This is a genomic window from Micromonospora sp. WMMD730, assembly GCF_049178955.1.
In the GTDB taxonomy this organism is placed as follows: domain Bacteria; phylum Actinomycetota; class Actinomycetes; order Mycobacteriales; family Micromonosporaceae; genus Micromonospora; species Micromonospora wenchangensis.
Map to the genome: position 1 here is coordinate 6,520,631 of NZ_JBMHML010000002.1, position 25,847 is coordinate 6,546,477.

22 protein-coding genes and 1 tRNA gene are annotated in these 25,847 nt (G+C 74.4%); 10 read left to right on the top strand and 13 right to left on the bottom strand.

What is annotated here, in order from left to right; all coding sequences use genetic code 11:
- Positions 1-2: 2 nt before the first annotated feature.
- The 5 genes from ACN265_RS27695 to ACN265_RS27715 all read right to left on the bottom strand — a co-directional run bounded on the left by ACN265_RS27695 (position 3) and on the right by ACN265_RS27715 (position 4,943).
- A complete protein-coding gene (locus ACN265_RS27695; protein WP_421410550.1) occupies positions 3-1,805 on the bottom strand; it encodes an ABC-F family ATP-binding cassette domain-containing protein in 1,803 nt (600 codons plus the stop codon).
- A gap of 236 nt (positions 1,806-2,041) precedes the next feature.
- Positions 2,042-2,995, bottom strand: a complete 954-nt coding sequence (locus ACN265_RS27700) for a 4-(cytidine 5'-diphospho)-2-C-methyl-D-erythritol kinase (RefSeq protein ID WP_420118364.1) — start codon at positions 2,993-2,995, stop codon at positions 2,042-2,044.
- Complete coding sequence (locus ACN265_RS27705; protein ID WP_204927394.1) at positions 2,992-3,132, bottom strand: hypothetical protein; 141 nt, start codon at positions 3,130-3,132, stop codon at positions 2,992-2,994. The genes ACN265_RS27700 and ACN265_RS27705 overlap by 4 nt, the downstream gene beginning before the upstream one ends.
- A gap of 9 nt (positions 3,133-3,141) precedes the next feature.
- Complete coding sequence (rsmA, locus tag ACN265_RS27710) at positions 3,142-4,011, bottom strand: 16S rRNA (adenine(1518)-N(6)/adenine(1519)-N(6))-dimethyltransferase RsmA (protein WP_204927393.1); 870 nt, start codon at positions 4,009-4,011, stop codon at positions 3,142-3,144.
- Positions 4,012-4,043: 32 nt separating this feature from the next.
- The gene (locus ACN265_RS27715; protein ID WP_420118362.1) at positions 4,044-4,943 is read right to left on the bottom strand and encodes a TatD family hydrolase; all 900 of its coding nucleotides are present in this window, start codon (positions 4,941-4,943) and stop codon (positions 4,044-4,046) included.
- Between the two features lie 107 nt (positions 4,944-5,050).
- Between ACN265_RS27715 and ACN265_RS27720 the strand changes: the two genes are divergently transcribed.
- Both ACN265_RS27720 and ACN265_RS27725 read left to right on the top strand, forming a co-directional pair.
- Entirely contained in the window at positions 5,051-6,295 is a 1,245-nt protein-coding gene (locus ACN265_RS27720; protein WP_421410553.1) for a hypothetical protein, read from the top strand.
- Between the two features lie 65 nt (positions 6,296-6,360).
- Positions 6,361-7,212: an alpha/beta fold hydrolase gene (locus ACN265_RS27725; protein WP_204927390.1), complete on the top strand. Its 852-nt coding sequence runs from the start codon at positions 6,361-6,363 to the stop codon at positions 7,210-7,212.
- A 53-nt stretch (positions 7,213-7,265) separates the two neighbouring features.
- On the opposite strand, the gene metG is transcribed toward ACN265_RS27725, so the two are convergent.
- Positions 7,266-9,068, bottom strand: a complete 1,803-nt coding sequence (metG, locus tag ACN265_RS27730; RefSeq protein WP_421410555.1) for a methionine--tRNA ligase — start codon at positions 9,066-9,068, stop codon at positions 7,266-7,268.
- A 143-nt stretch (positions 9,069-9,211) separates the two neighbouring features.
- Here metG and ACN265_RS27735 point away from each other — a divergent pair, with 143 nt between their 5' ends.
- The gene (locus ACN265_RS27735) at positions 9,212-10,075 is read left to right on the top strand and encodes a hypothetical protein (RefSeq protein ID WP_372444634.1); all 864 of its coding nucleotides are present in this window, start codon (positions 9,212-9,214) and stop codon (positions 10,073-10,075) included.
- 13 nt (positions 10,076-10,088) lie between these two features.
- Here ACN265_RS27735 and rsmI read toward each other — a convergent pair whose 3' ends face one another.
- Positions 10,089-10,928 (bottom strand): 16S rRNA (cytidine(1402)-2'-O)-methyltransferase, encoded by an 840-nt coding sequence (gene rsmI / locus ACN265_RS27740; RefSeq protein WP_421410557.1) that lies wholly within the window; start codon positions 10,926-10,928, stop codon positions 10,089-10,091.
- Positions 10,929-11,020: 92 nt separating this feature from the next.
- On the opposite strand from rsmI, the gene ACN265_RS27745 reads away from it, so the two are divergent.
- The 6 genes from ACN265_RS27745 to ACN265_RS27770 all read left to right on the top strand — a co-directional run bounded on the left by ACN265_RS27745 (position 11,021) and on the right by ACN265_RS27770 (position 18,375).
- Positions 11,021-12,817, top strand: coding sequence for a dolichyl-phosphate-mannose--protein mannosyltransferase (locus tag ACN265_RS27745; protein ID WP_420118723.1), 1,797 nt, complete (start codon positions 11,021-11,023; stop codon positions 12,815-12,817).
- 583 nt (positions 12,818-13,400) lie between these two features.
- Entirely contained in the window at positions 13,401-14,681 is a 1,281-nt protein-coding gene (locus ACN265_RS27750) for a VWA domain-containing protein (RefSeq protein WP_420118724.1), read from the top strand.
- On the top strand, positions 14,681-15,460 hold the full coding sequence (locus ACN265_RS27755) for a peptidase (RefSeq protein ID WP_421411658.1): 780 nt from the start codon (positions 14,681-14,683) through the stop codon (positions 15,458-15,460). Before ACN265_RS27750 ends, ACN265_RS27755 begins: the two co-directional genes overlap by 1 nt.
- Positions 15,461-15,627: 167 nt before the next feature.
- A complete protein-coding gene (locus ACN265_RS27760) occupies positions 15,628-16,284 on the top strand; it encodes a 4'-phosphopantetheinyl transferase family protein (RefSeq protein ID WP_421410558.1) in 657 nt (218 codons plus the stop codon).
- 54 nt (positions 16,285-16,338) lie between these two features.
- Entirely contained in the window at positions 16,339-17,352 is a 1,014-nt protein-coding gene (locus ACN265_RS27765) for a hypothetical protein (RefSeq protein ID WP_421410560.1), read from the top strand.
- A 147-nt stretch (positions 17,353-17,499) separates the two neighbouring features.
- Entirely contained in the window at positions 17,500-18,375 is an 876-nt protein-coding gene (locus ACN265_RS27770) for a S1 family peptidase (RefSeq protein ID WP_420118726.1), read from the top strand.
- A gap of 76 nt (positions 18,376-18,451) precedes the next feature.
- Here ACN265_RS27770 and ACN265_RS27775 read toward each other — a convergent pair.
- The 6 genes from ACN265_RS27775 to ACN265_RS27800 form a co-directional block, all read right to left on the bottom strand.
- Positions 18,452-18,528, bottom strand: a tRNA-Ala gene (locus ACN265_RS27775).
- Positions 18,529-18,764: 236 nt separating this feature from the next.
- The gene (locus ACN265_RS27780) at positions 18,765-19,568 is read right to left on the bottom strand and encodes a hypothetical protein (protein ID WP_204927382.1); all 804 of its coding nucleotides are present in this window, start codon (positions 19,566-19,568) and stop codon (positions 18,765-18,767) included.
- Positions 19,569-19,746: 178 nt separating this feature from the next.
- The gene (locus ACN265_RS27785; protein ID WP_421411660.1) at positions 19,747-20,349 is read right to left on the bottom strand and encodes a GNAT family N-acetyltransferase; all 603 of its coding nucleotides are present in this window, start codon (positions 20,347-20,349) and stop codon (positions 19,747-19,749) included.
- A gap of 91 nt (positions 20,350-20,440) precedes the next feature.
- Positions 20,441-21,733, bottom strand: coding sequence for a gephyrin-like molybdotransferase Glp (glp, locus tag ACN265_RS27790; RefSeq protein WP_204927381.1), 1,293 nt, complete (start codon positions 21,731-21,733; stop codon positions 20,441-20,443).
- Positions 21,730-22,731 (bottom strand): UTP--glucose-1-phosphate uridylyltransferase, encoded by a 1,002-nt coding sequence (locus ACN265_RS27795; RefSeq protein WP_357928963.1) that lies wholly within the window; start codon positions 22,729-22,731, stop codon positions 21,730-21,732. Before ACN265_RS27795 ends, glp begins: the two co-directional genes overlap by 4 nt.
- Before the next feature lie 9 nt (positions 22,732-22,740).
- Positions 22,741-25,041 carry a diguanylate cyclase gene (locus tag ACN265_RS27800; protein WP_421410564.1) on the bottom strand — a complete coding sequence of 767 codons (2,301 nt, stop codon included), beginning with the start codon at positions 25,039-25,041 and terminating at the stop codon, positions 22,741-22,743.
- Positions 25,042-25,126: 85 nt separating this feature from the next.
- Between ACN265_RS27800 and ACN265_RS27805 the strand changes: the two genes are divergently transcribed.
- Positions 25,127-25,771, top strand: a complete 645-nt coding sequence (locus ACN265_RS27805; RefSeq protein WP_420118221.1) for a 5-formyltetrahydrofolate cyclo-ligase — start codon at positions 25,127-25,129, stop codon at positions 25,769-25,771.
- The last annotated feature ends 76 nt before the right edge of the window (positions 25,772-25,847 follow it).

Consider the following 25,847-nt stretch of genomic DNA (forward strand, 5'->3'; position numbering starts at 1 on the left):
GTCTACAGGGGCGGGATCTCGTCGGCGAGGGTCAGCCAGGTCTCCTCGGTCCGTTCCCGTTCGGCGCGTACCTCCTTGAGCTGCGCGTCGAGGTCGGCGACCCGGGCGTAGTCGGTGGCGTGCGTGGCGAGCTGGTCGAGGAGGGTGGCCTCCTTCTGGTCGAGCTTGCCGATCTGCCGTTCCAGCCGGGTCAGCTCCTTGCGGGCCTGCCGGGCGTCGGCGGCGGACATGCCACCCGTGGCCGGGGCCTCGGGGCTTTCGGCGGGGCCGGTCGTGGTGCGGGCCGGACCCGGGCCGGCGGCGCGGGCCAGGTACTCGTCGACGCCGCCGGGCAGGTGCACCAGCCGGCCGTCGCCGAACATCCCGTACGCGGCGTCGGTGACCCGTTCGATCAGGTACCGGTCGTGGCTGGCCACGATGATCGTGCCGGGCCAGGAGTCGAGCAGGTCCTCCAGCGCGGCGAGGGTGTCGGTGTCCAGGTCGTTGGTGGGCTCGTCGAAGAGCAGCACGTTGGGTTCCCCGGCGAGCAGCCGGAGCATCTGCAGCCGGCGGCGTTCCCCACCGGAGAGGTCGCCGACCGGGGTCCAGAGCCGCCGGTCGTCGAAGCCGAACACCTCGGCGAGCTGGGCGGCGGAGATCTCCCGGTCGCCGAGCTGCACCCGCCGGGCGACCTCCTCGACGGCCTCCAGGACGCGCAGGTGGCCGGGGAGTTCGGCGAGTTCCTGGGAGAGGAACGCCGGTTTGACGGTGGAGCCGGTGTGGAACCGGCCGCCGTCGGCGCGGGTGATGCCGGCCAGCAACCGCAGCAGGGTGGTCTTGCCGGCGCCGTTGCGCCCGAGGATGGCGATCCGGTCGCCGGGGCCGACCTGCCAGGTGGTGTCGTGCAGGATCTCCTTGGGGCCGGCGTGCAGCCGGACGTGTTCCAGGTCGTACACCTGCTTGCCGAGCCGGGCGGTCGCCATCCGCTGCAACGACATGGTGTCGCGCGGCGGCGGCACGTCGTCGATGAGCGCGTTGGCCGCGTCGATGCGGAACTTCGGCTTGGAGGTGCGGGCGGGCGGGCCGCGCCGCAGCCAGGCGATCTCCTTGCGGAGGAGGTTCTGCCGGCGGGCCTCGGTGGCGGCGGCGACCCGTTCCCGTTCGGCGCGGGCCAGCGTCCAGGCGGCGAAGCCGCCCTCGTAGGCCCGGACGGTCTGGTCGGCGACCTCCCAGGTGGTGGTGCAGACCGCGTCGAGGAACCACCTGTCGTGGGTGACCACGACGAGCGCGCCCCGGCGGCCGACGAGGTGCCGGGCGAGCCAGTCGACGCCGCCGACGTCGAGGTGGTTGGTGGGTTCGTCGAGGATGAGCAGGTCGGATTCGCGGACCAGCAGGGCGGCCAGCGCCACTCGGCGGCGCTCGCCACCGGACATCGGGCCGACCGGCTGGTCGAGGCCGAGGTGGGGCATGCCGAGGCCGTCGAGGATGGCGCGGACCCCGGCGTCGCCGGCCCACTCGTGTTCGGCGCCCATCCCCTCGGCGAGCCAGGCGGTGCCGAGCACCACGTCCCGCACGGTGGCCTCGGGGGTCAGGGTGAGGGCCTGCGGCAGCCAGAGCACCCGCAGGTCGCGGCGGTGGGTGACCCGGCCGTCGTCGGGGTCCTCCTGTTTGGTGAGCATCCGCAGCAGGGTGGACTTGCCGGCGCCGTTGAGGCCGACCACGCCGATCCGGTCGGCGTCGTCGAGGCCGAGCGAGACGTCGGTGAGCAGCGGCCCGGCGGCGCCGTACCCCTTGGACACCCGGTCCAGGTTGACGATGTTGGCCACGGTCCCACCTTTCATGATCAAGGCGTCCCGGTGCCGGCGGGCACCTCGGGACGCCTGGGGCAAGGGTACGCGGACATCCGCGCCGCCCCACCCGCCCGTGCCGCAACCGGGGCCGGGCCGCCCCGGACAGCAGGTCGAGACGGGTTGATCAACTCATCGGGGCCGATGTTGCGGGTTCCCGGTCGCCGGATACCGCAACCCCGGCCCACGGGAGTCGATCTCCACCCGGGGACAGCTCAGCCGACGCGGGCCCCGGGCACCGGGCCGTGGGCGACCCGGGTCTCCCGGCACACCCCGGCGGCCTGCACCTCGGTGGCGATCCGCTGCGCGTCGGCGGCGTCGCGGGCGAGGAAGACGCAGGTCGGGCCGGAGCCGGAGACGATCCCGGCGAGCGCCCCGGCGGCCTCCCCGGCCTTCAACGTGTCGGCCAGGGCCGGGCGCATCGACAGGGCGGCGTCCTGCAGGTCGTTGCCGAGGCAGCCGGCGAGCACCCGGGGGTCCCGTTGGCGCAGCGCGCCGAGCAGGCCGTCGGTGCTGCCCAGCGGCGTACCGGCGGTACCGGCGGCACGCAGCCGGTCGAGTTCCCGGTAGGCGGCGGGGGTGGACAGGCCGCCGTCGGCGACGGCCACCACCCAGTGCCAGGAGGTGGGGCGGGCCAGCACCGGGCTGACCGCCTCGCCCCGGCCGGTGCCCAGCGCGGTGCCGCCGTGGATCAGGAACGGCACGTCGGAACCGAGGTCGGCGGCGATCCCCGCCAGTTCGTCGCGGGACAACCCGGTGCCCCACAGGGCGTCACAGGCGACCAGCGCGGCGGCGGCGTCGGCGCTGCCCCCGGCCAGCCCACCGGCGAGCGGGATCTGCTTGCGCAGGTGCAGCCGGGCGTGCGGCAGCACCCCGGCGTAGCCGGCGAGCGCGTGGGCGGCACGGATGGCCAGGTTGGAGTCGTCCAGGGCCAGTTCGCCGGCGCCCTCACCCTCCATGGTCAGGGTGAGGGTGTCACCCCGACGGGCGGTCAACTCGTCGTAGATCGAGATCGCATGGTAGACGGTGTTCAGCTCGTGGTAACCGTCCCGGCGCAGCGGGCCCACCCCGAGGTGCAGGTTGACCTTCGCGGGGACCCGGACCCGTACCGGGCCGCTGCTGCCCCGACGCTGGTCGTCATCGTCGTCCGGTCGCCAGGCCTCGGTCACCGGGTGACGTCCCACCGGCACGGGCGGATGTCGAACGGCATCTCCACGATCAGCTCCTCGGCGGCGTCGGCGGCCGGCGGCGTACCGGCCGGCAACCAGGTCGTACGCGCAGGTGCGGCGTGTTCCTCGGCGGGCACGGCGTCAGCCTACTGTGCGACCGGCGCGACGGTCGGAGCCGACGCGGCGATCGCGGCGAACTGCTCCACGGTGAGTGACTCCCCGCGTGCGCCGGGGTCGACCCCGGCGGCGGTGAGCGCCGCGGCGGCCCGGTCGGGGCCACCCGCCCAACCCGCCAGCGCGGCCCGCAACGTCTTGCGGCGCTGGGCGAACGCGGCGTCGACCACGGCGAAGACGGCCTGCCGGGGCACGTCGTCGCGGGGTGGTTCGCGGCGGGTGAAGGCGACCAGTCCGGAGTCGACGTTCGGCACCGGCCAGAACACGTTCGGTGGCACCCGACCGGCGGCGCGGGATCGGGCGTACCAGGCGAGCTTGACCGACGGGATGCCGTACACCTTGGAGCCGGGCCCGGCGACCAGCCGGTCGGCGACCTCCTTCTGCACCATCACCAGGCCGTGCCGCAGGGTGGGCAGCTCGGCGAGCAGGTGCAGCACCACCGGCACGGCCACGTTGTAGGGCAGGTTCGCCACCAGCGCGGTGGGCGGCGGGTCGGCCAGGGCGGCGGCGGTGATCCGCAACGCGTCGGCCCGGTGCACGGTGAGCCGGGCGGCGTCCGGGCCGGCGTGGGTGGCGGCGGTCTGCGGCAGCGCGCCGGCCAGCACCGGGTCGATCTCCACCGCGTGCAGGTGCGCGGCGGCCGGCAGCAGGGCCAGGGTGAGCGAGCCGAGGCCGGGGCCGACCTCCAACGCCACGTCGTCTCCGGTGAGCCCGGCCGCGGTGACGATCCGGCGGACGGTGTTCGGGTCGTGCACGAAGTTCTGGCCGAGCTTCTTGGTCGGGTTGACGCCGAGGCGCGCGGCGAGTTCCCGGATCTCCGCCGGGCCGAGCAGGCCGGTCACGCCCCGAAGCGTAGTCGCGGGTCGCGGGTCGGTCACCACGGCCCGAAGACCCGGTCGCCGGTGGCGGAGATGGCGGCGCACAGCTCGTCGAGGTCGGCCCCGGTGGTCTCGGCCAGCGACCGGACCGTCAGCGGGATCAGGTACGACGCGTTGGGCCGGCCCCGGTGCGGCATCGGGGTCAGGTAGGGCGCGTCGGTCTCGACGAGGATCTGGTCGATCGGGGTGAGCGCGGCGGCCTCGCGCAGCGCGGCGGCGCTGCCGAAGGTGACGGTGCCGGCGAAGCTGAGCAGGTGACCCCGGCGGACGCACTCGCGGGCGAAGTCGGCGTCGCCGGAGAAGCAGTGCAGCACCACCGTGTCCGGGGCGCCCTCGTCGTCGAGGATGCGCAGCACGTCGGCGTGGGCGTCCCGGTCGTGGATGACCAGGGCCTTGCCGTACCGCTTGGCGATGGCGATGTGGGCCCGGAAGCTCTCCTCCTGGGCGGCCCGGCCGTCGTCGCCGGTGCGGAAGAAGTCCATCCCGGTCTCGCCGACGCCCCGGACCCGGTCCCGGGCGGCCAGCGTCTCGATCTCGCGCAGCGCGGCGTCCAGGTCGGCCAGCCGGGGTGCCTCGTTGGGGTGCAGCGCCACGGTGGCGAGCACCGCCGGGTACCGGTCGGCGACGTCGGCCCCCCAGCGGGACGAGCCGACGTCCACGCCGACCTGCACGAGCCGGTCCACGCCGACGGCGGCGGCCACCTCGATCGCGGCGGCCACCGGGTCGGCGGCGTCGCCTCCGCCGGGCACGCCGGCCTCGCTGACGGTGATGTCGAGGTGGGTGTGGCTGTCCAGCACGGGGCGGGGCAGCGGCGGCGGGGCGGGCGGGAACTCACCGGCCCGGCGGGCGGCACGCTGCTTGCGGGATTCGGTCCGTTCGGTCATCGCGGCCAGCATCACACACCGGGGACGGCCGGGGGCACCGACCCGTACGGGGTGGGGTGTTCCCGGGCGGCCACCGGACGTTCACCGGGGTGGAACCTGGCCGGCCTAGCCTCGCCGGGATGAGCGTCACCGATCGGGCCAGCGGCGCGGCCTCCGGGCGGACCGCGTTGCGCGTGACGTACGGCGGGGTGGTCCACCCGGCGGAGGAGCTGGCCCGGGGCGCGGCCTACGAACTGTTCAGCGCCGAGGCGGCACCCGGTTTCGAGTGGGCGCCCCGGCCGGGCGTGAGCTGGCCGTGGCGGCGGTTCGTGCACGTGACCGAGGTCACCGAGGTGAGCGGGGGCGGGCCGCCGGTCGAGGAGCCGGAGGCAGCGCTGCTGATGCCGGTGCACCGCGACCGGGGCTGGTCGTACGTGCACCAGCTCAGCCAGCAGCCCACGGCCGCCGGCGATCCGACGCTGACCGCGGTGCGCGCCTCGGCGGTGCTGCGGCGCGGCACCCGGATGGTCAAGGTGCTCTCCGCCCGGCAGCTCGCCGGGTACGTGCGGGGGTGGTTGCCGCACGGATTCTGCTACCGCGAGCACGACGTGGCGCACCTGCGCACGCCGGCCGCGCTGGCGGTGCTGCGCGGCGACGGCACCAGCGGCGACGGCACCGACGTCGGGTACGCGCTGCGCTGGCGGGTCGCCGACCCGGGCGACTACGACGTGCCGGTCGGCGGGACGCACCGGGGCCTGCTGGAGCTGCCGCCCCGGGACCGGCTGGGCCCCCCGGTGCTGGGTACCGGGTTCGTGCCGAGTTCGGCGCAGTTGATCCCGGAGTTCGTCACCCGGGACTTCGCCGACCTGCCGATGCCCGCCAACGCCAGCCTGCTGGCGTACACCGCTGACGGGGCCGAGGTGGTGCTCTACAGCTACCAGGCGGAGCAGCGGGGCTGGTTGCGGATGGTGGGGCCGCAGTGGCGGCACCTGCTGGCGGCGGTGCCGGGGCTCTCACCCGACCAGGAGTACGTGCCGACCGGCGAGGTGCCGCGGTCGACGCAGCTGGTCGGCGGGTTGGCCGGCGGGGAGTACGAGGCGGTGGCGGACCTGCCGGGCGGGTTCCGGGTGCTGGCGATGACCCGGGCGGCCCGCTATCCGGTGGAGTCGGTCGGCCGGCGGCTGCGCCACGCCCGGTGGCGGGGCGTGGCGTGCCTGGTGCTCCGGGAGGAGGCCGGCTGGCTGCGGTTGCGCCTGCGGCAGCCCGATCCGGACGGGGTACGCGACACCGGGGCACAGTGCCACGAACGGGGCGTGTACGAGACGTGGGCACCGGTCGCCGAGGTGACCGACGACCGGGTGGTGGACCTGCCGTACGCGCTGTGAAGGCATGACGGGAGCCTGCCGGGGAAAGCGCGACGGGTCCGACACCGACGGATCAGGAGAAGAGCATGCCCTTCATCACCGTGGGTACGGAGAACTCCGCCCCGATCGACCTGTACTACGAGGATCACGGGCAGGGTCAGCCGATCGTGCTGATCCACGGCTTCCCGTTCAACGGGGCGACCTGGGAGAAGATGTCGGGTCCGCTGCTCGCGGCCGGGTACCGGGTGATCACCTACGACCGGCGGGGGTTCGGCAGTTCGGCCCAGCCGGCCATGGGCTACGACTACGACACCTTCGCCGCCGACCTCGACGTGCTGATGACCGAGTTGGACCTGCGTAACGCGATCCTGGTGGGCCACTCGATGGGCACCGGTGAGGTGACCCGCTACCTCGGCACGTACGGGTCGAGCCGGGTGGACCGGGCGGTGCTGATGGCGCCGCTGGCGCCGTACCTGTTGCAGACCAAGGACAACCCGGAGGGCGTCGAGAAGAGCCTCTTCGACGGGTTCCAGCAGGCGATCCTCGCGGACCGGTTCGCCTACCTGACCCAGTTCTGCGACGCGTTCTTCAACTACAGCGAGAACAGGGGCAGGTGGGTCAGCGAGGAGGCGTACCGGGCGCACTGGCAGATCGGCGCGCAGGCGTCGGCGAAGGGCACCCACGACTCGGTGGACGCCTGGCAGACCGACTTCCGGGGCGACGTGCCGAACATGGACGTCCCGGTGCTGATCATCCAGGGCGACAAGGACAACGTGCTGCCGTTTGCGAAGACGGGTCAGCGGTTGGCGTCGATGCTGCCCAACGGCACGCTGGTCACCCTGAAGGGGGCGCCGCACGGTATCCCGTGGACGCACCCGACCGAGGTGAACCGGGCGCTGATGGAGTTCATCGGCGCGCCGGCGATGGCCCGCGCCTGACGTACCGCGCACTGCGGCCCCGGGGGGTTCCCCCGGGGCCGCCCGCGTTTCGGTCAGCTCTCCAGCCGGGCGAGTTCCTCGTCGACGATCGACGGGTCGAGCTTGCGGAAGACCGGCTTCGGCGCGGCGAGCGGCCGGCCGGCCGGCAACGGTACGGACTCCCAGCGCGCGCCGACGGTGTAGTCCCCGGTGAGCACCGGGTAGCCGGGCCCGCCGTCGAGGTCGTCGACCTCCTTGAGGACCGGCATCGGGGCGTGCACGCCGGTGCCGCCGAGCAGTTCGTGGATCTTTTGCGCGGAGTGCGGCAGGAACGGGGTGAGCAGCGTGTTGGCGTCGCTGACCACCTGGAGGGCGACGTGCAGGATGGTGCCCATCCGGGGCTTGTCGGCCTCGGTCTTGAGCTTCCACGGGGCCTGCTCGGACAGGTAGCGGTTGGCCTCGGCGACGACCTTCATGGCCTCGCCGATGGCCTGCTTCTGCCGGTGCCGGGCGATCAGGTCGCCCACCGTGGCGAAGCCGGCGCGGGCCACCGCGAGCAGCGCCTCGTCGGCCTCGGTGAGCCCGGCCGGGTCGACCGGCGGGATCGCGCCGAAGTTCTTCGCCGCCATGGAGACCGACCGGTTGACCAGGTTGCCCCAGCCGGCGACGAGTTCGTCGTTGTTGCGGCGGAGGAACTCGGCCCAGGTGAAGTCGGTGTCGTTGCTCTCCGGGCCGGCGACGGCGATGAAGTAGCGCAGCGCGTCGGCGTCGTAGCGTTCCAGGAAGTCCCGGACGTAGATGACCACCTTGCGGGAGGAGGAGAACTTGCGTCCCTCCATGGTCAGGTACTCGCTGGAGACGACCTCGGTGGGCAGGTTGAGCCGGCCGAGGTCGCCGGGCTGGCCGTCGCGGCTGCCCGCGCCGGAGTAGCCGCCGAGCAGGGCCGGCCAGATCACCGAGTGGAAGACGATGTTGTCCTTGCCCATGAAGTAGTAGCCCGGGGAGTCCTTGCCCTCCCCGTCGGCCGACCACCACCTGCGCCACGCGTCCGGGTCACCGGTGCGCCGGGCCCACTCGATGGACGCGGAGAGGTAACCGATCACCGCGTCGAACCAGACGTAGATCCGCTTGTCGCCGCGCTCCTGCCAGCCCTCCAGCGGGATCGGCACACCCCATTCGAGGTCCCGGGTGATGGCCCGGGGCTGGAGGTCGTCGAGCAGGTTGCGGGAGAAGCGCAGCACGTTGGGCCGCCAGCCCTCCCGGGCGTCCAGCCACTGGCGCAGCGCGTCGGCGAGGGCGGGCAGGTCGAGGAAGAAGTGCTCGGTCTCGACGAACTCCGGCGTCTCGCCGTTGATCTTGGACTTGGGGTTGATCAGGTCGATCGGGTCGAGCTGGTTGCCGCAGTTGTCGCACTGGTCGCCGCGCGCGCTGTCGTAGCCGCAGATCGGGCAGGTGCCCTCGATGTAGCGGTCGGGCAGGGTCCGCCCGGTGGACGGGGAGATCGCCCCGGTGGTGACCTTGGGGACGATGTAGCCGTTGCGGTGCAGCCCGGTGAACAGCTCCTGCACCACCGCGTAGTGGTTGCGGGTGGTGGTGCGGGTGAACAGGTCGTACGACAGGCCCAGCGCCAGCAGGTCCTCGGCGATCACCCGGTTGTACCGGTCGGCCAGCTCGCGCGGGGTGACCCCCTCGGCGTCGGCCTGCACCTGGATCGGGGTGCCGTGCTCGTCGGTGCCGGAGACCATGAGCACGTCGTGACCGGCCATCCGCATGTACCGGGCGAAGACGTCGGAGGGTACGCCGAAGCCGGACACGTGGCCGATGTGGCGCGGACCGTTGGCGTAGGGCCAGGCGACCGCGGCGAGAACGTGACTCATGACCAGCAAGCCTAGTGACCCGGGTCGGCGGCCGGCGAACCAATAGGGTCACCGCGCCACGCCGACGTCGAATCGCCGTCGCCGGGAATTGCCCACCGACACGCGGAGTCAGCTCACGGACACCGACCGCCACCCGGTGTCCAATGGCTGACGTGACGGGCAGACGATCGGGGCACGACGAGTCGACGGCGGGCACCCGACGACCACGCCCCGGCCCCGGGGACGCTCCGCCGGCACGCGGCTCGGCCGTCGCGCCGCAGCCGCGCCCCGGCCCCGGCCCGGACGACGCGGCCGTGGAGGTCGAGCCGACCACGGGCGCGCCGGTCGACGCGGTGCCCCGGCGGGTGCCGGTCCGCCAGCCACGGGCCCTCCGGCGGGCCGGGGAGAAGCCGGACGACGACGGGTTCTTCTGGGCACCGATCGAACAGGTGCACTGGGACGGCACCCCGCTGCGCAAGGAACCGAAGCAGCGGCTGCGGACCCCGCGCCGACGTCGCCCCGCCCGTACCCCCGCCCCGCCGGACCCGATCCGGGGGCTCGCCGTGCTGCTGGCGTTGAGCCTGGTCGCGGCGTTCTTCGCCTGGGTGAGCGCGGGGCCGCTCTGGCTGGCCGTCGGGCACTCCACGGCCGGGACGGCGGTGGTCACCGACTGCTCGGGCGGTGGGCTGACCCAGCGCTGCCGGGGCATCTTCACCGCCGACGCCGACCGGTTCCGCACCCACGGGGTACGGGTCAGCGGGGTGCCGGCCGAACGCACCGCCGCCGGCTCGACCCTGCCGGCGCGGGTGACCGGACCGGACGCGGACACCGCGTACGCCGACACCGGGGTGGGCCGGCACCTGCGCTGGCTGCTCGGCCTGCTGGCGGTGGCCGGCTGCGCGGCGGGGATCGTCAGGTGGACCGGGGCGACCCTGCTGGCCGACCCCCGGCAGCGCCGCTGGGCGACCGGCGGCGGCTACGCCGGACCGGTGCTGATCACCCTGGGTTTCCTGGTCGCCGCCTGGTGAGCGCCGGCCCGGCCTACCGGTGCACGACGGCGTAGACGTCCCGGCGGCGCAGCCCGTACCCGGTGGCGACGTCGCTGATCGCGTCCCGGCGGGACATCCCGGTGGCCTCCCGCTCGGCCACCTGGGCCCGCAGGGTGTCGTCGTCGGGGCGTTCGGCGGGGGTCTGCGGCGCTCCGGCGACGACGAGGGTGATCTCGCCGCGCGGTTCCTCCCGGGCGGCCCAGTCGGCCAGCTCGCCGAGCGGCCGGCGGACGACCTCCTCGTAGGTCTTGGTCAGTTCCCGGCACAGCGCGGCCGGCCGGTCCGCGCCGAACGCGGCGGCCAGGTCGGTCAGCGCGGCGGCGATCCGGTGCGGGGCCTCGAAGAACACGAGGGTGCGGGGTTCGGTGGCGAGGGCACGCAGCCGGGCCCGCCGCCCGCCGGGCGAGCGGGGCAGGAAACCCTCGAAGCAGAACCGGTCGCAGGGCAGCCCGGACAGGGCCAGGGCGGTGGTGACGGCGCTCGGGCCGGGGGCGGAGGTGACCGGCACCCCGGCGTCGAGGGCGGCGGTGACCAGCCGGTAGCCGGGGTCGGAGACGCTGGGCATGCCGCCGTCGGTGACCAGCGCGACCAGGTAACCCTCCCGGAGCACGTCGACCAGTTCCGGGGTACGCCGTTCCTCGTTGCCCTCGAAGTAGGAGACGATCCGCCCGCCGACGGTGACGTCGAGGTCGCGGGCGAGCCGGGCGAGCCGGCGGGTGTCCTCGGCGGCGACCACGTCGGCGGTGGCGAGGACGTCGCGCAGCCGGGCGGACGCGTCGGCCGGGTTGCCCAGGGGCGCGCCGAGCAGAATCAGGCGCCCAATCTCGGACATTTCACCCACGTGGCGCGCTCCTTCATCGATACTCGTACCAATCTCGGGGACGACGGGCGCCACCGGGCACCTTCGCAGCCTACGATCGCCGGGTGACGAGTGCGTCGACAGCACAGAGTGCGAGCGCGGACCGGACCGACCCGGAGGCACCCCCTCCCGAGGGTGGAGGGGGCGGCGTGCCGGCGATCGTCCGGCGACGACTCGCCACCGTCGAGTCCCGGCTCGACGTGAACTCGTGGATCGCCACCGCAGTCGTGGTGACGATCGCCGCCGTCCTGCGGCTGCTCGGGCTCAGCAGCCCCAAGGGCAAGATCTTCGACGAGATCTACTACGCCCGTGACGGCTACGGCCTGATCGACAAGGGCGTCGAGTGGAACTACAAGGACAACGGCCCGTCGTACGTGGTCCACCCGCCGCTGGGCAAGTGGCTGATCGGGCTCGGCGAGTGGGCCTTCGGCTACCAGGACGCGGAGACCAACATCTCCGTGCCGGGCCACCTGATGACCACCGCCCCGGAGTTCGGCTGGCGGATCGCCTCGGCGGTCGCCGGCATCCTCACGGTGCTGATGATCACCCGCATCGCCCGCCGGCTGTTCCGCTCCACCACACTCGGCTGCGCCGCCGGCCTGCTGCTCGCCCTGGACGGCTTCCACCTGGTGCTCTCCCGCACCGCGCTGCTCGACATCTTCCTGCCGCTGTTCATCCTGGCCGCCTTCGGCGCGCTGGTGCTCGACCGGGACGCCCGCCGGCGGCGCTGGGCCCGCGCGCTCGACGCCGGCCTCGACCCGACCGCAGCCGGCCGGGCCGGTCGCCCCGCCGGTGGCTGGCGGAACTGGCCCTGGTGGCGGCTGCTCGCCGGGGTGCTGCTCGGCTGCGCATGCGCGGTGAAGTGGAGCGCGATCTGGTTCGTGCCGGCCTTCGGGCTGCTGGTCCTGTTCTGGGAGGTCGGCCTGCGCCGGTCGGTCGGGGTCCGCCGGCCGTGGCGCGACGCGCTCCTGGACGAGCTGCCCTGGCTGGTGCTCGCCGGGCTGCTGGTGGTCGGCACCTACCTGGCCACCTGGTCCGGGTGGCTGCTCTCCGACCAGGGTTACTACCGGATCGCGTCCCGGTACCCGAACGTGCCGGGGCTCAGCGACACCCCCGTCATCGGCGCGCTGACCAATCTGTTCCAGTACCACAAGGCGGCGTTCGAGTTCCACACCGGCCTGGAAACCGCACACAAGTACCAGTCGTGGCCCTGGCAGTGGTTGCTGCTCGGCCGGCCGGTGGCGTTCCACTGGTCCGGCGACGGCGCGTGCGGCGCACCCACCTGCGCGTCGGAGATCCTGCTGCTGGGCACACCGCTGCTCTGGTGGTCGTTCCTGCCGGCCCTGGCCGCCACGCTCTGGCTCGGCATCGCGCGCCGCGACTGGCGGGCCGGGGCGTTCCTGGTGGCCGTGGCCGCCGGACTGCTGCCCTGGTTCTGGTACGCCCTCGACGGCCGGACGATGTTCTCCTTCTACGCCGCCCCGGCACTGCCGTTCCTGGTGCTGAGCGTGGTGTACGTGCTCGGCGCGATCGCCACCCCCACCGTCGGAGAGCGCGCCACCCCGGCCGGTCGGGTCGGCACCGCACCGGACGATGCGGCGCGCGACGGCACGGGACCGGACGGCAGTCCACCGGACACCGGCGAGCCGGCCGAGCCGAAGGCCGTCGTGGTCGTCGCGGAGGCTGACGCGGCGGCGGCGGAACAGCTCGCCGACCGGCGACTGGTCGGCGGGGTCATCGTCGGCGCGTACGTGCTGCTGGTGGCGCTCTGTTTCGCCTACTTCTACCCGATCTTCGTGGGCAACATCCTGCCCTACGACGACTGGTCCGCCCGGATGTGGCTGGACGGCCGCTGGATCTGACCGGCCCCCGCACCCGCCGCCCGCCCCACCGTCCCTGCCGCCCGGGTTCCCAACCCCGTCGGCAGGAGCCGGTGGGGCGGACGTCTTTCCGGGCACCCCCGCCGTCGCGGCTCCCCAGTGGACGCGACGCGGGTTGCCGGCTCCGACCCGGGGCCGGGCAGGGGGAGCGGGAGCGGGAGCGACGCCGGCAGGGGCTCTCAGGGGGCCACGCTGACGGGGGCGGGGAGCCCGACCGTGGGCGGGGGATCGACGACGCCGGGAGGTGTCCCACGCGCGTGCCGGAACAAAAGGGCGCGCCCCGATCGCCTGCCACGGGGGAAGCGGGCGATTGGGGCGCGCAAGGAGAGCTTAACCACGTTGTGCCACCGGCACAACGGGTCGACTTGGGTCAGATTTCCGACCGATGCATCGCGCGGCAAATGGTTTACATCTAGCATCTAACGGACGGTCACGACCCTCGTCCGAACGACGGGCCGGGCGGTCGACCGAACACCCGGGGTGCCGGCTGGTTGATCCCGTCGTCGAGACTCCCACCGCCGCACCCCGGTGGGGCTCCACTATGGATCTCACTACACTTCGCCCGGTGATCAACACGAGACGACGATCGACGGCCGTCCTGATCGGAGTGTTGGCGGCGACCACGCTGACCGGCCCCGCACCCGCCCGCGCCGAAGGTGAGGAGCCCACCGAGCCGCCCAAGGTCGAGCTGGTGCTCGACGTGAGCGGTTCGATGCGGGCCAACGACATCGACGGACGCAGCCGGATCTCCGTCGCCCAGCAGGCGTTCAACGAGGTGGTCGACGCGCTGCCCGAGGAGACCCAGCTCGGCATCCGGGTGCTCGGCGCGACCTACCGGGGCAAGGACAAGAAGCAGGGCTGCCTGGACACCCAGCAGATCGTGCCGGTCGGTCCGGTCGACCGGACGGCGGCCAAGGCGGCCGTGGCGACGCTGCGCCCGACCGGCTTCACCCCGGTCGGGCTGGCCCTGCGCTCCGCCGCCAGGGACCTCGGCACCGGTACGACCGCCCGCCGGATCGTGCTGATCACCGACGGCGAGGACACCTGCGCCCCGCCCGACCCGTGCGAGGTGGCCCGGGAACTGGCCGCGCAGGGCACCAAGCTGGTGGTCGACACGCTCGGCCTGGCCCCGGACGAGAAGGTCCGCCGGCAACTGCTCTGCATCGCCACCGCCACCGGCGGCACCTACACGGCGGCACAGAGCGCCGACGAGCTGACCGGCCGGATCAAGCAGCTCGTCGAACGGGCGAAGGACACCTACACCGCCGCCCCGACCGTCGTCACCGGGCGGGGCGAGTGCGCGGACGCGCCACTGCTCGCCCCCGGCGTCTACGCCGACCGGGAGGCGTTCTCCGAGCACCGGTGGTACCGGGTGCCCGTCCGGCCGGGGCAGGAGCTGCGCGCGTCGGTCAGCGTGGCGCTCGACCGCCCGGTGAACCCCGACCACGCCGTGCTGCTGCGGGCCACCGCCACCGACGGGCGGGAACTGGTCCGGGGCGTCGACGCCGGCAGCGGCCGTACCGACGTCGTGTCGGCGGGGCTGCGCTGGTCGCAGACGGAGGACGGGGCGTCACCGAGCCCGTCGGCGACCGACACGCCGGTGCCGGCCACCACCGTCTGCCTGGTGGTCAGCAACGCCTTCGCGCCGCGTCCGGGAACCCGGGCCGAACCCGGCATGCCGATCGAGTTGACCATCGACGTGGTCGCCTCGTCACCCGCACCGACCGCACCGGACCTGGGGCGCGGCTGGGTGCTGCTGCTCCTGCTCACCCTGGCCGGCCTGCTCACCGGCCTGGTCGTCGGACTGCTCACCCGCTGGTGGGTGGCGACGTGGAGGACGAACTGATGCGTACCCCGATCATCCGGGGCGGCGCGGCGCTGGCCGCCGCCGGCCTGACCCTGCTCGCCGCCCCGGCCACGGCCACGGCCGCGCCCACCCCCTCCCCCGGGGCCACCCCGGTCACCCGGGCCGGGACGTCGTTCCTGACCGCCACCGGCATCACGGCCGGCCAACCGGTCCGGGTCGACGCCTCCACCGGCGACTTCCTGTACTGGTCGTTCCCCGCCTCGGCCGGGCAACGGCACGAGATCGTTGCGACGGTGTCGCTGCCCAAGGCCCGCACCGGCGCATCCACCTGGACGGTGGAGGTGTTCGACGGGCTGCGCCGCCGGCAGGCGTGCACGGCCGGGGCGCAGACCCCGACGGTCGCCGCCTCGGCGGGCAGCGTGGCGCTGGGCTGCACACTGCGGCAGGTGCGCTCCTGGGCGGAGCCGTGGTCGGCCGACCCGCTGCCGGGCACCTACTACGTCCGGCTGTCGGTGACCGACCTGCCCGAGGCCGACCTGGGGCAGCCGGTCGACGTCGAACTGCTGCTCGCAGCCGACGGCGAGGGTTCCCGCGACGACGGTGAGCTGAAGGCGCCGCTGGTGCCGAACACCCGGGCCGGTGCCGTGCTGACCGGCGACCCGGCGGCCGCCCCCGCCGAGGCCGACGACGACTGGTTCGACGGCGACTGGCTGCCCGCGCTCGGCTCACGCTGGGCGTGGAGCACCATCGGTGGCGCGCTCGCCGCCGTCGCCGGGGTGGTCGGTTTCGCGCTGACCCGCCGGCCCCGCCGACCCTGACCCGCCCGGTGCCCGGTCCCGTCGGGCGTGGCCGCCGCCGCGCCGGAGGGGACCGGGCCGCCACGGGACCCTGCCGTGTCGCCCGGTTGCGGTACGTTCACCAGCCATGGCCGTTGGTCCGCGCACCGGGCGGACCGGGCGTGGTCGTACCGGAAAGGGGTGGGTTCATGCGTGACCTGCTGCCGGCGGCCGTCTCGGTGGCGGTCGCCGGGACCGCCGACTGGGTCGGTGAGCTGCTCCCGGAGGAACGGGCCGGGCTGGGCGAGCGGGCGGTGGAGCGCCGACGGCGGGACTTCACCGCCGGTCGGGTCTGTGCCCGACGGGCGATGAGCGCCCTCGGCCTGGCACCCACGCCGGTCCCCTCCGCGCCGAGCCGGGCACCGGTCTGGCCGGCCGGGTTGGTCGGCACCATCACCCACACCCGGGACTACTGCGCCGCCGCGGTCGCCCGCAGCAGCGACCTGCGCGCGGTCGGCATGGACGCCGAACGGCAGCGCGACCTCGACCCGGGGGTACACCGGATGATCCTGCACCCCGAGGAGAAGGACCGGCTGGCCCGGCTCCCCGGCGGGGTGAGCTGGCCGATCGTGGTGTTCAGCGCCAAGGAGACCGTCTACAAGGTCTGGCATCCGGTGGTGGGCTCCTGGTTGGACTTCCTGGACGCCACCGTCGACCTGGACCCGGACGCGGGGGTCTTCACCGCCCGGATCGCCCCGGCCCGGGTGTCGGCGGCCACCGTGGCGGACCCGCCCACCGTGGTCACCGGCCGGTTCGCGGTCGAGGACGACCTGGTCCGCACCGCGGCCGTGCTGCACCTGCCCTGACCCGTTGCCGCCACCCCGCCTTCCCCGAGTGCCGACCGTCGAACGAGGAGTACGGTGAACCAGCCCCAGCCCCCCTACGGGCCCCAGGACCCGCACCAGCCGCCCCCCGGGGCTCCGCCGCCGTTCCCGCCGGCACCCGGGCAGTACTACCCGGTCGACCCGACCGCACCGCCGCCCCCGGTCCCCGACCCGTCCTACTCCGACCCGTACGCCCCGCCGTCGCCGTACGCGCCGCCGCCGGTGTCGGGGGCGCCGCAGCCGTCGTACGAGCCCGGGGGCACGCCGCCGGTCTCCGGTGCGGGCTACCCGCCGGTGTCGGGCGCGGGCTACCCGCCGGTCTCCGGTGGCGGCTATCCGCCACCGCCCGGCGGGGGTTACCCGCCGCCCGGCGGGGGATATCCGCCACCGCCCGGTGGGCCCGGTTATCCGTTGGGTCCGGCGAAGCCGGCCGGTTCGTCGACCAAGAACGTCTGGATCGTCGTCGGCCTGGTGGTCGCCCTGGTGGCGCTGCTCTGCTGCGGCGGCATCATCGCCCTGGTGGTCGCCGGCGGCAGGCAGGCCGACGACGCGGCCCGGGAGTACCGGCCCTCGGTGCCCACCCCCGGTGTCACGGCGGCGCCGGGGCTGCCCGGTGACCCGCCGTCGGCGGCGCCGTCGTCCACCGACCAGGCGTTCAACCTCAGGGCCGGCCAGACGCTGGTGATCAGCGACGACGACGGCACCATCGAGATCACCCTGCGGAGCTTCAGCACCTCGACGAAGGGCTGCCGCTCGTTCGCGCCGCCGCCCAACAAGGGCATGTACCTGATCGCCGACGTCACCGCCACGGTGACCAAGGGCACCTCGTCGATCAACCCGTTCTACTTCCAGTGGGTGGCCGACGACGGGACCACGGTGAACGGCCTGGCCGGCGCGTTCTCCGGCTGCGGTGGCGACCTGCTCGACTCGGGCAGCGGCATCCCGGCCGGCAGCAAGCGTGCCGGCTCCGTGGTGTTCGACGTGGCCGACAAGAACGGCGTGGTCGAGTACCAGCACAAGTTCAAGGCGGCCGGTTCCTGGAAGCCCTGATCACCGATCTGTCCGACGGGCCGGCCCCTGGCAGGGGGCCGGCCCGTCGGCGTCGCGGGGCCGGGATCGCTGCCGTGTCTTGAATCGGGTCCGGCACCGGCGGATGCTTGACGCATCGACCCACAGCGATCGATTTGGAGGTGGGGGATGCGTCGTCTCTCGCTCGTCGCCCTGACCCTGGCCGTCACCCTGCTGCCGGCGACCCCGGCCGCCGCGTACACCGGCGTCGACCACCAGGCTGCCGCCCACCCCGGCGTCAGCGGCCCACCCGTCCCGGCGGGGCTGGCACAGGTGCGCACCGTCGGCACCGCGTGGGGCCCGGACCCGACGACCGGGCGGCCGACGCTCACCGTCGACGACACCGTCGCGCCGGAGCAGCTACGCGCGCTGCGCGCCCTCGCCGCACGGGAAGGCGCGGACGTGCGCCGTGAACCCGGCCGGCTGCGCCTGCTCATCGCCGGTGGGCAGAGCATCTACGGTGGCGGTGCCAAGTGCTCACTGGGCGCGAACGTGCACAGCGGCAGCACGTACTACTTCCTCACCGCCGGCCACTGCACCGCCACCGCCACCACCTGGTACGCCGACAGCGGTCAGACGACCGCGCTGGGCACCCGGACCGGCAGCAGCTTCCCGGTCAACGACTACGGCCTGGTCCGCTACACCGGCAGGGTCAGCCACCCGAGCGCCGTCTACACGTATCCGGGGCTGCTCACCCTCAACGGCGTCGGCACCGCGTACGTCGGGCAGGCCGTCTGCCGCAGCGGTTCCACCACCGGCGTGCGGTGCGGCACCGTCACCGCCCTCAACCAGACGGTCAACTATGCCGAGGGCAGCGTGTCCGGGCTGATCCGCACCAACATCTGCGCCGAGCCGGGCGACAGCGGCGGCCCGCTCTACGTCGCCGCGACCGGGGTGATCATCGGCATCCTCTCCGGCGGCAGCGGCAACTGCACCAGCGGGGGCAGCACCTACTACCAGCCGGTCGCCGAGATCCTGGCCGCCTACGGCGTCACCCTCCCCTGAGCGGCCCCGTCGACCCGGGATACATGATCAAGGGCGGGCCCCCTGCTCGGAGACCCGCCCTTGATCATGAACTTCCTGGTGGAGCTGTGGGGATTCGAACCCCAGACCCCCTCGATGCGAACGAGGTGCGCTACCAGACTGCGCCACAGCCCCTCCGCCGGTGGACCGGCTTCGGTCCCACCCGGCTTTCACCGGGCGGGCCGGCGCCAAGACTAACAGCCCACCCGCCCCCCGGGCGAATCACCCCTCCCGCCACGTCCCCCGGCGGTCGGCCCGCGCCTGTGGGCCCAGGTAGCGGCATCCGACCGCCCGGAAGCCGCTGTTTCGGCCCCGGCGAGTCGATCATCCGGACGCCCGGTCGATCACCGGGGCAGTGGCCCGGGGCGGGGTCAGCGGGGGTCGCGGCCGGACTGGTAGGGGCGGCCACGCAGGCCGCCGGAGCGGCGGTACGACACCGAGCCGCCCCCGCTGGCCGCAGCCGGCAGGTCGGTCGGCCGGTCCAGGCCCATCGCGGTACGGCGTACCGCCTCGCGTTGCGCGGCGAGACGGCGCTGCGCCTCCCGGCGGGCCGCCGCCCGACGGGCCTGCTCCCGGCGCACCTCGGCCTGCCGGGCGGCCAGCCAGGCGGCCTCCCGGGCCCGGATCCGCCGCCGCCGACGCTCGGCCAGCGCCCGCCGCCGCAGGTGTACGACGTACACCACGAGCAGGGTGGCGGTGACCGAGAAACTGATCCAGAAGCCGGGGCTGACCACGACCACGCCGACCAGCTCGACGAAGTTGAGCAGCAGCAGCGCGGCGAGCACCCGACGCCGCCGGTAGACGGCCGGGGTGTGGTGCCGGGGCGGACGGCGGCGGGCCTGCCGGGCGGTGGGCGGCACGGCCCGCAGGCGACCCGACCGACGCTTGGCGGGCGGGGCGGCGCGGCGGGCCGGCGGCGCGGAGACGGGGACACCGAGGTTCCCGGTGGCGGCGTCCTCGGCCAGGGTGACCACGAGCGCGCGGGGCTGGTTGACCGGCCGCCGCCCGGGGACAGTACGACGCCGCCGGCGGCGCTGGAGCACCCGCGCCGTCGACTGCGCCCGCTCCGCCACCAGCCGCTCGGTGGCGTCGTACCGGCGGACCAGCGCCGGCGCGAGGGCGAGCAGACCGGCGGCGGCGAGGACGGCGAGGAGCACCGAGGTCGGCACCCTCACCCCTCCCGTCACCGAATTCGGGGCAACCGCCGTTCGACAGCAGGATCTTCCCCGAAATCTCGCCCTGGGCGCAGATCCTGCGGCCGGGCAGCGCTTGCCGCAGCTTGCAGTTACTTGAGGTTACGGGCCGCCGACCGGGATGCCGACACGCCGCGCCGCATCCCACGCGTGGGACGATTCACCCGGCGTCGTGACGCATCCGGTGCCAGCGGGCCAGCAGACCGCCCTCGGCGGCCACCTCCTCGCTGGTCATCGCGTATCCGATGTGGTCACGCCAGGCACCGTCGATATGCATGTAGCGGACGTGGTACGCCTCCTCACGGAAGCCCAGCTTCTTCACCACCCGCCGGGACGGCTTGTTCTCCGGCCGGATGTTCACCTCGACCCGGTGCAGTCCACCCGCGCCGAACGCGTGGTCGACGGCGAGCGCCATCGCGGTGGGGATCACCCCGCGCCCGGCCACCCGGGAGTCCACCCAGTAGCCGACGTACCCGGAGCAGAACGCCCGCCGGACGATGTTGCCCACGTTCAGGTGCCCCACCAGCTGCTCCCGGCCGTCCTCACGCAGGCAGACCGCGAACGGCATCCCCTCGCCGGTACGCGCCGAGCGCCGCTGGTCGGCGTGCACGTAACGGAACGCGGCAGGCGAGTTCGTCTCGTCCCAGTTGCCCGGCAGATGCGACTCCCAGGGTGCCAGCCAGGCCCGGTTCGCCCGGCGCACCGACGACCAGGCGCCGGCGTCGGATCGGCGGTACGGCCGCAGCACCACCGGACCGTCCATCAGCACCACCGGCCATCCCGGTGCCCGCCCGAACCAGCTCACCGCGCCGACCTCCCGTCCGCCACCGGGGCGTCGGCACGCCCGGGCCGGCTCACCGCCGCCGGTCCAGCAGCAGCACGTCCACGGTGGAGCCGGCCGCCGCGGTGGTCACCCGCTCGCCGAGCACCATCAGGCCGTTCGCCTCGGCCAGCCCGGACAGGGTGTACGGCCCACCGCTGAGCGGCTGCACCGTGTAGCCCCCGCCGCGCCGCTCGGCCACGTGCGCGGGCCGGAACTCGCGCAGCCCACCGGGGGACGAGATGGTCTCCAGCAGGTGCGCCCGCACGCTCGGCCGGAACACCGGCTCCGCGCCGGCCAGCAGCTGGATCGCCGGCCGGGCCAGCACCTCGAAACCGATCAACGCCGCACCGGGCTCACCGGGAAGACACACCACCGGCACCTCCTCGGCGCCGACGGTACCGAACCCGAGGGCCGTGCCGGGGTACAGCGCCACATCGGTGAACGTCACCGGCCCGGCCCGGCCGCCCTCCCGACGGGACAGGATCCGCCGGACCATGTCGCCGGGGCCGGTGCCGGTGCCGCCGGTGGTGATGATCAGATCGGCCCGCAGGGTCTGGTCCTCCAGCAGGCCGCGCAGCCCCTCCGGGTCGTCGTCGCAGATCCCCACCCGGTACGCCAACGCGCCCACCTCGGCGGCGGCGGCGGTCAACGCGTGCGAGTTGGCGTCCACCACCTGACCGGGCTGGCTGCCCCGGCCCACGTCGACGAGTTCGTCACCGGTGGCCACGATGACCACCCGGGGGCTGGGCCGGACCACCACGTGCCCGATGCCGGTGGCGGCGAACACGGCCACCAACGCCGGGGCGACGTAGGTGCCGGCGCGGGCGAGGACGGTGCCGGCGGGCAGTTCCTCGCCGGCGCGGCGGACGCCGTACCCCCGCTTGGGGGTACGGAAGATCTCCACCGCGGCCATGCCCTGGTCGGTCCACTCCACCGGCACCACCACGTCGGCGGCGATCGGCATGGGCGCACCGGCGGCCACCGAGAAGCACGAGCCGGGGGTGAGCCGGACCGGTCGCCAACTCGCCGCCCCCAGGTCACCGACCACGTTGAGGCGTACCGGACGGCCCGGCCCCTGCGTGGGGACCGGGCCGTACCCGACGAGGTCCTCCCAGCGCGCGGCGTACCCGTCCACCGCCGCCTGGTCGAAGGCGGGGAACGAGTGCGGGGCGACGACGTCCGAGGCGAGGACGTTGCCGTACGCCTGGGTGAGGTCGAGGTCGAGTGGAGGCAGCGCGCGCAACCTGCGCAGCACGCTGCCCAGGTAGTCGGCGAGCGGCGTCAACTCGTTCGCGGCCGCCTCGGCGTCGGCCGTCGAGGTCATGTACCGGAGCCGCCCGCCGCGTCGCGTACCCCGTTGAGGACCGCCGCCGTGACCGTCTCGTCGCCGTTGTTGACGAACTCGGTCAGCCAGGCGCGGAACTCGGTGCCGAGGTCCTCCCGCTCGGCGGCGATCTGCACGACTGTCTGGAGGTAGCCCAGCGGCATGCCGGTGTCGTAGCGGGTGCCCCGGTAGACGATCGCGTGCACCGGCACCCCCTCGCTACGCAGCAGTTCCATCGCGTCGGTCAGCTGGATCTCCCCGCCGCTGCCCGGTTCGGTACGCCGGATCGCGTCGAAGATCCGCCCCGGCAGGACGTACCGGCCGAGGACGGCCAGGTTGCTCGGGGCGTCCTGCGGCTGGGGCTTCTCCACCATGCCGGTGACCTTCACGACCTCGCCGATGTCGGTCAGCTCGGCCTCGGCCGGGGCGACCGAGGCGATGCCGTACCGCTTGGTCTCGGCCGGGTCGACCTCGAAGAAGGCCAGCACCACCCCGCCGGTGCGGGCCTGGAGCTCCAACATGGCCGGCAGCAGCGGCTCGGACGGCTTGACGAACTCGTCGCCGAGGAGCACCGCGAAGGGCTGGTCGCCGACGTGCGACTCGGCGTAGCCGACGGCGTGGCCGAGACCGAGCTGCTCCGGTTGGCGGCAGGTGTAGATCTCGGCCAGCTCGCTGGGGCGCTTGACCGCGGCGAGCCGGTCCGCGTCGCCCTTGGCCTCCAGCCGGGCCTCCAGGTCGGGGCGACGGTCGAAGTGGTCCACCATCGACGTCTTGCCCCGGCCGGTGATCAGCAGCACGTCACCGATGCCGGCCTGGGCGGCCTCCTCGACGATGTACTGGAGCACCGGGCGGTCGATCACCGGTAGCAGCTCCTTGGGCACCGCCTTCGTGGCCGGCAGGAACCGGGTGGCCAGGCCGGCGGCCGGGATCACGGCCTTGACCGCGCGGGCGCGACCGGTCGCGGCGGTCGTTGAGGGGTTCGCTGAGTGCTCCGACATGCCGCGAGACTATCGGCCACGGCTCTGCCGCGGCGGGTGAGGACCGGAAGACGCGCCGCCCGGCTGCGTCACACCGGGAGCGCCGACGGCGTGCCGACCCGTCGACCCGTCGACCGGCAGGCCGGTCGGCAGGTCGTCGACGGGAGCCCGGTCGGCGGGCGGCCGGCGGGCGGATGGCTCGTCGATGGAGGGCGGGTCGGTGGGAGGCGGGTCGGTGGGAGGGCCGGCGCGGGGCAGGCCGTCGGCCGGGCTGGTCGCCCCCGCCGGTACGACGATCTCCTCGACCGCACCGTCCCCGACCGGCGTCGGTCGGGGCCGCGCGGTCGCCACCCGGTAGCCGTCGCGGCCGGCGCCCTTGGCCGCGTACAACGCCTCGTCGGCGGCGTCCAGCACCTCCACACCGGTGCTGGCGTGGTCGGGATAGACGGCGATGCCGATGGAGACCGACACCGCGATCGTCGTCGGGCCGCCCGCATGGCCCGGCACCACGACCGGGGTGTCCCGCACCGCCGCGCCCAACCGCTCGGCCACGGTCGCCGCGCCCCGGGCGTCGGTCTCCGGCAGCAGCACCACGAACTCCTCGCCGCCCTGCCGGAAGGCGAGATCCACCTCGCGGATCTCGCCCCGCACCCGGCGGGCGAACTCGGCGAGCACCGCGTCCCCGGCGGCGTGTCCGTAACTGTCGTTGACGGTCTTGAAGCGGTCCAGGTCGAGAACGAGGATGCTGAGCATCCGACCGAACCGGCTGGCCCGCTCCACCTCCCGACGCAACGACTCACGCAGGTAGCGGTAGTTCCACAGCCCGGTCAACGGGTCGGTCAGCGACAGCCGCTGCGCCTCCTCGTGCACCCGGACGTTCTCCACCGCCACCGCCGCGTGCCCGGCGAAGGTCCGCAGGGTGGCCAGGTCGTCGTCGTCGAACTCGTCGCCGCCCAGCCGGTCGTAGAGGACCAGCACGCCGACCGCCGGCTCCCGACCGGTGGCGTCCCCGCCGGGTGCGGTGAACGGCACCGCCACGTACGTCTCGCACCACGGTTCGCCGGGCGGCGTCGCCCCGGGCGACACCCGGCCCCGCTGCGGTTCGCCCGTGGCGGCGACCGCACCGACCACCCCCGCGCCGACCGGCACCCGCAGCTCCTCCGGCTCGGTGCCCGCCGGGCAACGCCCGGCCAGCCCCTCCGCGCACCGCCCGACGAGCGTCGCCGCGTCGTCGCGCAGCAGCACCGCCCCGGCCCGCGCCCCGGTCGCCGCGATGGCGCTGTGCAGGATCACCCGCAGGATGCGTTGCAGGTCGTGGGTGCTGGCCAGGGTGTCCCCGAGCACCCCGAGATGCCCACGCAACTGGTCCCGGCTGCTGGTCAGCGCGGTCACGTACCCGGCGGTCTCCCGGATCATCCGGTTGAACGCGGCGGCGAGCCGGCCGATCTCGTCCCGGCTGCGCACCGGCACCCGGGTGGTCAGGTCACCCTGGGCCACCCGGTCCACCGCCCCGGCCAGCTCCACCAGCGGCCGGGTGGTGACCCGGGCCAGTCGCCACGCGGTCAGCACGGCCAGCACGGCGGCCAGCAGCACCGCCCCGACCAGCGCCGCCGGCAGACCCGACGGCCGCTCACCGGCGACCGAGAGCACCAGCGGCAGCGGCTGCCCGGGGGCCGGCCCGAGCCGCCTGACGTACCGGCCGTCGGGGGTCGCGGTGACCCGGTCGCCGTCGAGGGAGCCGGCGGCGGCGAGCACCGCCTCGCGTACCCGACGGGTCTCGGTGGTGTGGGTGATCCGGTCGGGGCCGTCGGTGTCGTCGAGCAGGGTGACCGCGACGCCGGTCGCGGCGGCCAGTCGGGCCACGAACGCCGGGTCGACCACCTCGGCGGCGGCCACTGTGCCGAGCGGCGTGCCGGCCGGGTCACGCAGGTCCACCCGGGCGCTCAGCGCCCGCACCGGTCCGCCGCTGCGGGCCGTCCCCGTGCAGTCCTGCCAGGGGGTCGCCGGTCCGCCCGGGGTGGCGTACGTGGTGCTGCCGGCAACGTCGGTGACCAGCACGGCGGCGGCCAGGCCCCGGCTGACCACCTGACCGGCCGTGCCCGCCCGGGTCGCCGGGTCGGGGCGCAGGGCCACCGCGTCGGCGGCGGCCCGCAACTGCTGGCAGAGCGCGTCGATCGAGGTACGCACGGCGGACGCGGCCAGGCCGAGGCGCTCGGTGGACCGGCTGCGGTCCACCGTCGACAGCGTGGTGCCGACGAAGACCGCGCCGAGCAGCACCGGGCCGAGCACCACCGTGAGGAAGGCCGCCGTCAACCGCCCGCGTAGCGTCAACGCTGTCCCCCCGGAAGTTCCAGGCCCGTTCCTGCGATGCTGACACAGAGCAACCGTGTTGACAGCGTTGCGTCAGGAGTGTTGCGTGCCCGATTTTTCTGATGAAGCGGAAGCCGTCCACGCGGCGAAACGCGAGACGCGGGTCGCGCTGCTCGCCCGCCGTCGGGCGCTCACCGCACCCCGGCGGGCCGCCGCCGCGGCGCGCGTCCAGGCCGAGCTGACCGCGCTGGTACGCCGGCTGCGGCCGGCCCGGATGACCGGGTACGTGCCGGTCGGCTCCGAGCCGGGCGGTCCCGACCTGCCCGACGTGCTGCGGGCTGCCCTGCCGGCCGGGGCGGAACTGCTGCTGCCGGTGCTGTGCGACGACCTCGACCTGGACTGGGCCGCCTACGCCGGGCCGGGCACCCTGGTCGCCGCCGGCCGGGGCATGCGCGAGCCGGACGGCCCCCGGCTCGGCCGGACGGCGATCGTCGGAGCCACCCTGGTGGTGGTGCCCGCGGTGGCGGTGGACCGGCGCGGCCTGCGGCTGGGGCGGGGCGGCGGCTCCTACGACCGGGCCCTGGCCCGGGTGCCGGCGGCCACCCTGACCGTGGCGCTGCTGCACGACGGCGAACTGCTCCCGGCGCTGCCCGCCCGGCCGCACGATCGACCGGTGGGTGCCGCGCTCACCCCGTCGGACGGGCTCCTCGCGCTTCCGGCACCGACCTCCGTTGATCATCCGGCGGGTTGACGCTGCGGTCCGGGGACGCCCGGTGGACGGAGGACGATCACGTCCGCTGGACGAATCCGGGTCCGATGACGCACCA

Bases quoted from the DNA above. Each gene is read 5' to 3' on its own strand.
- ACN265_RS27715 (WP_420118362.1), bottom strand. From the start codon at position 4,943: ATGCTGGCCGCGATGACCGAACGGACCGAATCCCGCAAGCAGCGTGCC.
- ACN265_RS27720 (WP_421410553.1), top strand. From the start codon at position 5,051: ATGAGCGTCACCGATCGGGCCAGCGGCGCGGCCTCCGGGCGGACCGCG.
- ACN265_RS27725 (WP_204927390.1), top strand. From the start codon at position 6,361: ATGCCCTTCATCACCGTGGGTACGGAGAACTCCGCCCCGATCGACCTG.
- metG (WP_421410555.1), bottom strand. From the start codon at position 9,068: ATGAGTCACGTTCTCGCCGCGGTCGCCTGGCCCTACGCCAACGGTCCG.
- ACN265_RS27735 (WP_372444634.1), top strand. From the start codon at position 9,212: ATGGCTGACGTGACGGGCAGACGATCGGGGCACGACGAGTCGACGGCG.
- rsmI (WP_421410557.1), bottom strand. From the start codon at position 10,928: ATGTCCGAGATTGGGCGCCTGATTCTGCTCGGCGCGCCCCTGGGCAAC.
- ACN265_RS27755 (WP_421411658.1), top strand. From the start codon at position 14,681: ATGCGTACCCCGATCATCCGGGGCGGCGCGGCGCTGGCCGCCGCCGGC.
- ACN265_RS27760 (WP_421410558.1), top strand. From the start codon at position 15,628: ATGCGTGACCTGCTGCCGGCGGCCGTCTCGGTGGCGGTCGCCGGGACC.
- ACN265_RS27770 (WP_420118726.1), top strand. From the start codon at position 17,500: ATGCGTCGTCTCTCGCTCGTCGCCCTGACCCTGGCCGTCACCCTGCTG.
- ACN265_RS27785 (WP_421411660.1), bottom strand. From the start codon at position 20,349: ATGGACGGTCCGGTGGTGCTGCGGCCGTACCGCCGATCCGACGCCGGC.
- glp (WP_204927381.1), bottom strand. From the start codon at position 21,733: ATGACCTCGACGGCCGACGCCGAGGCGGCCGCGAACGAGTTGACGCCG.
- ACN265_RS27795 (WP_357928963.1), bottom strand. From the start codon at position 22,731: ATGTCGGAGCACTCAGCGAACCCCTCAACGACCGCCGCGACCGGTCGC.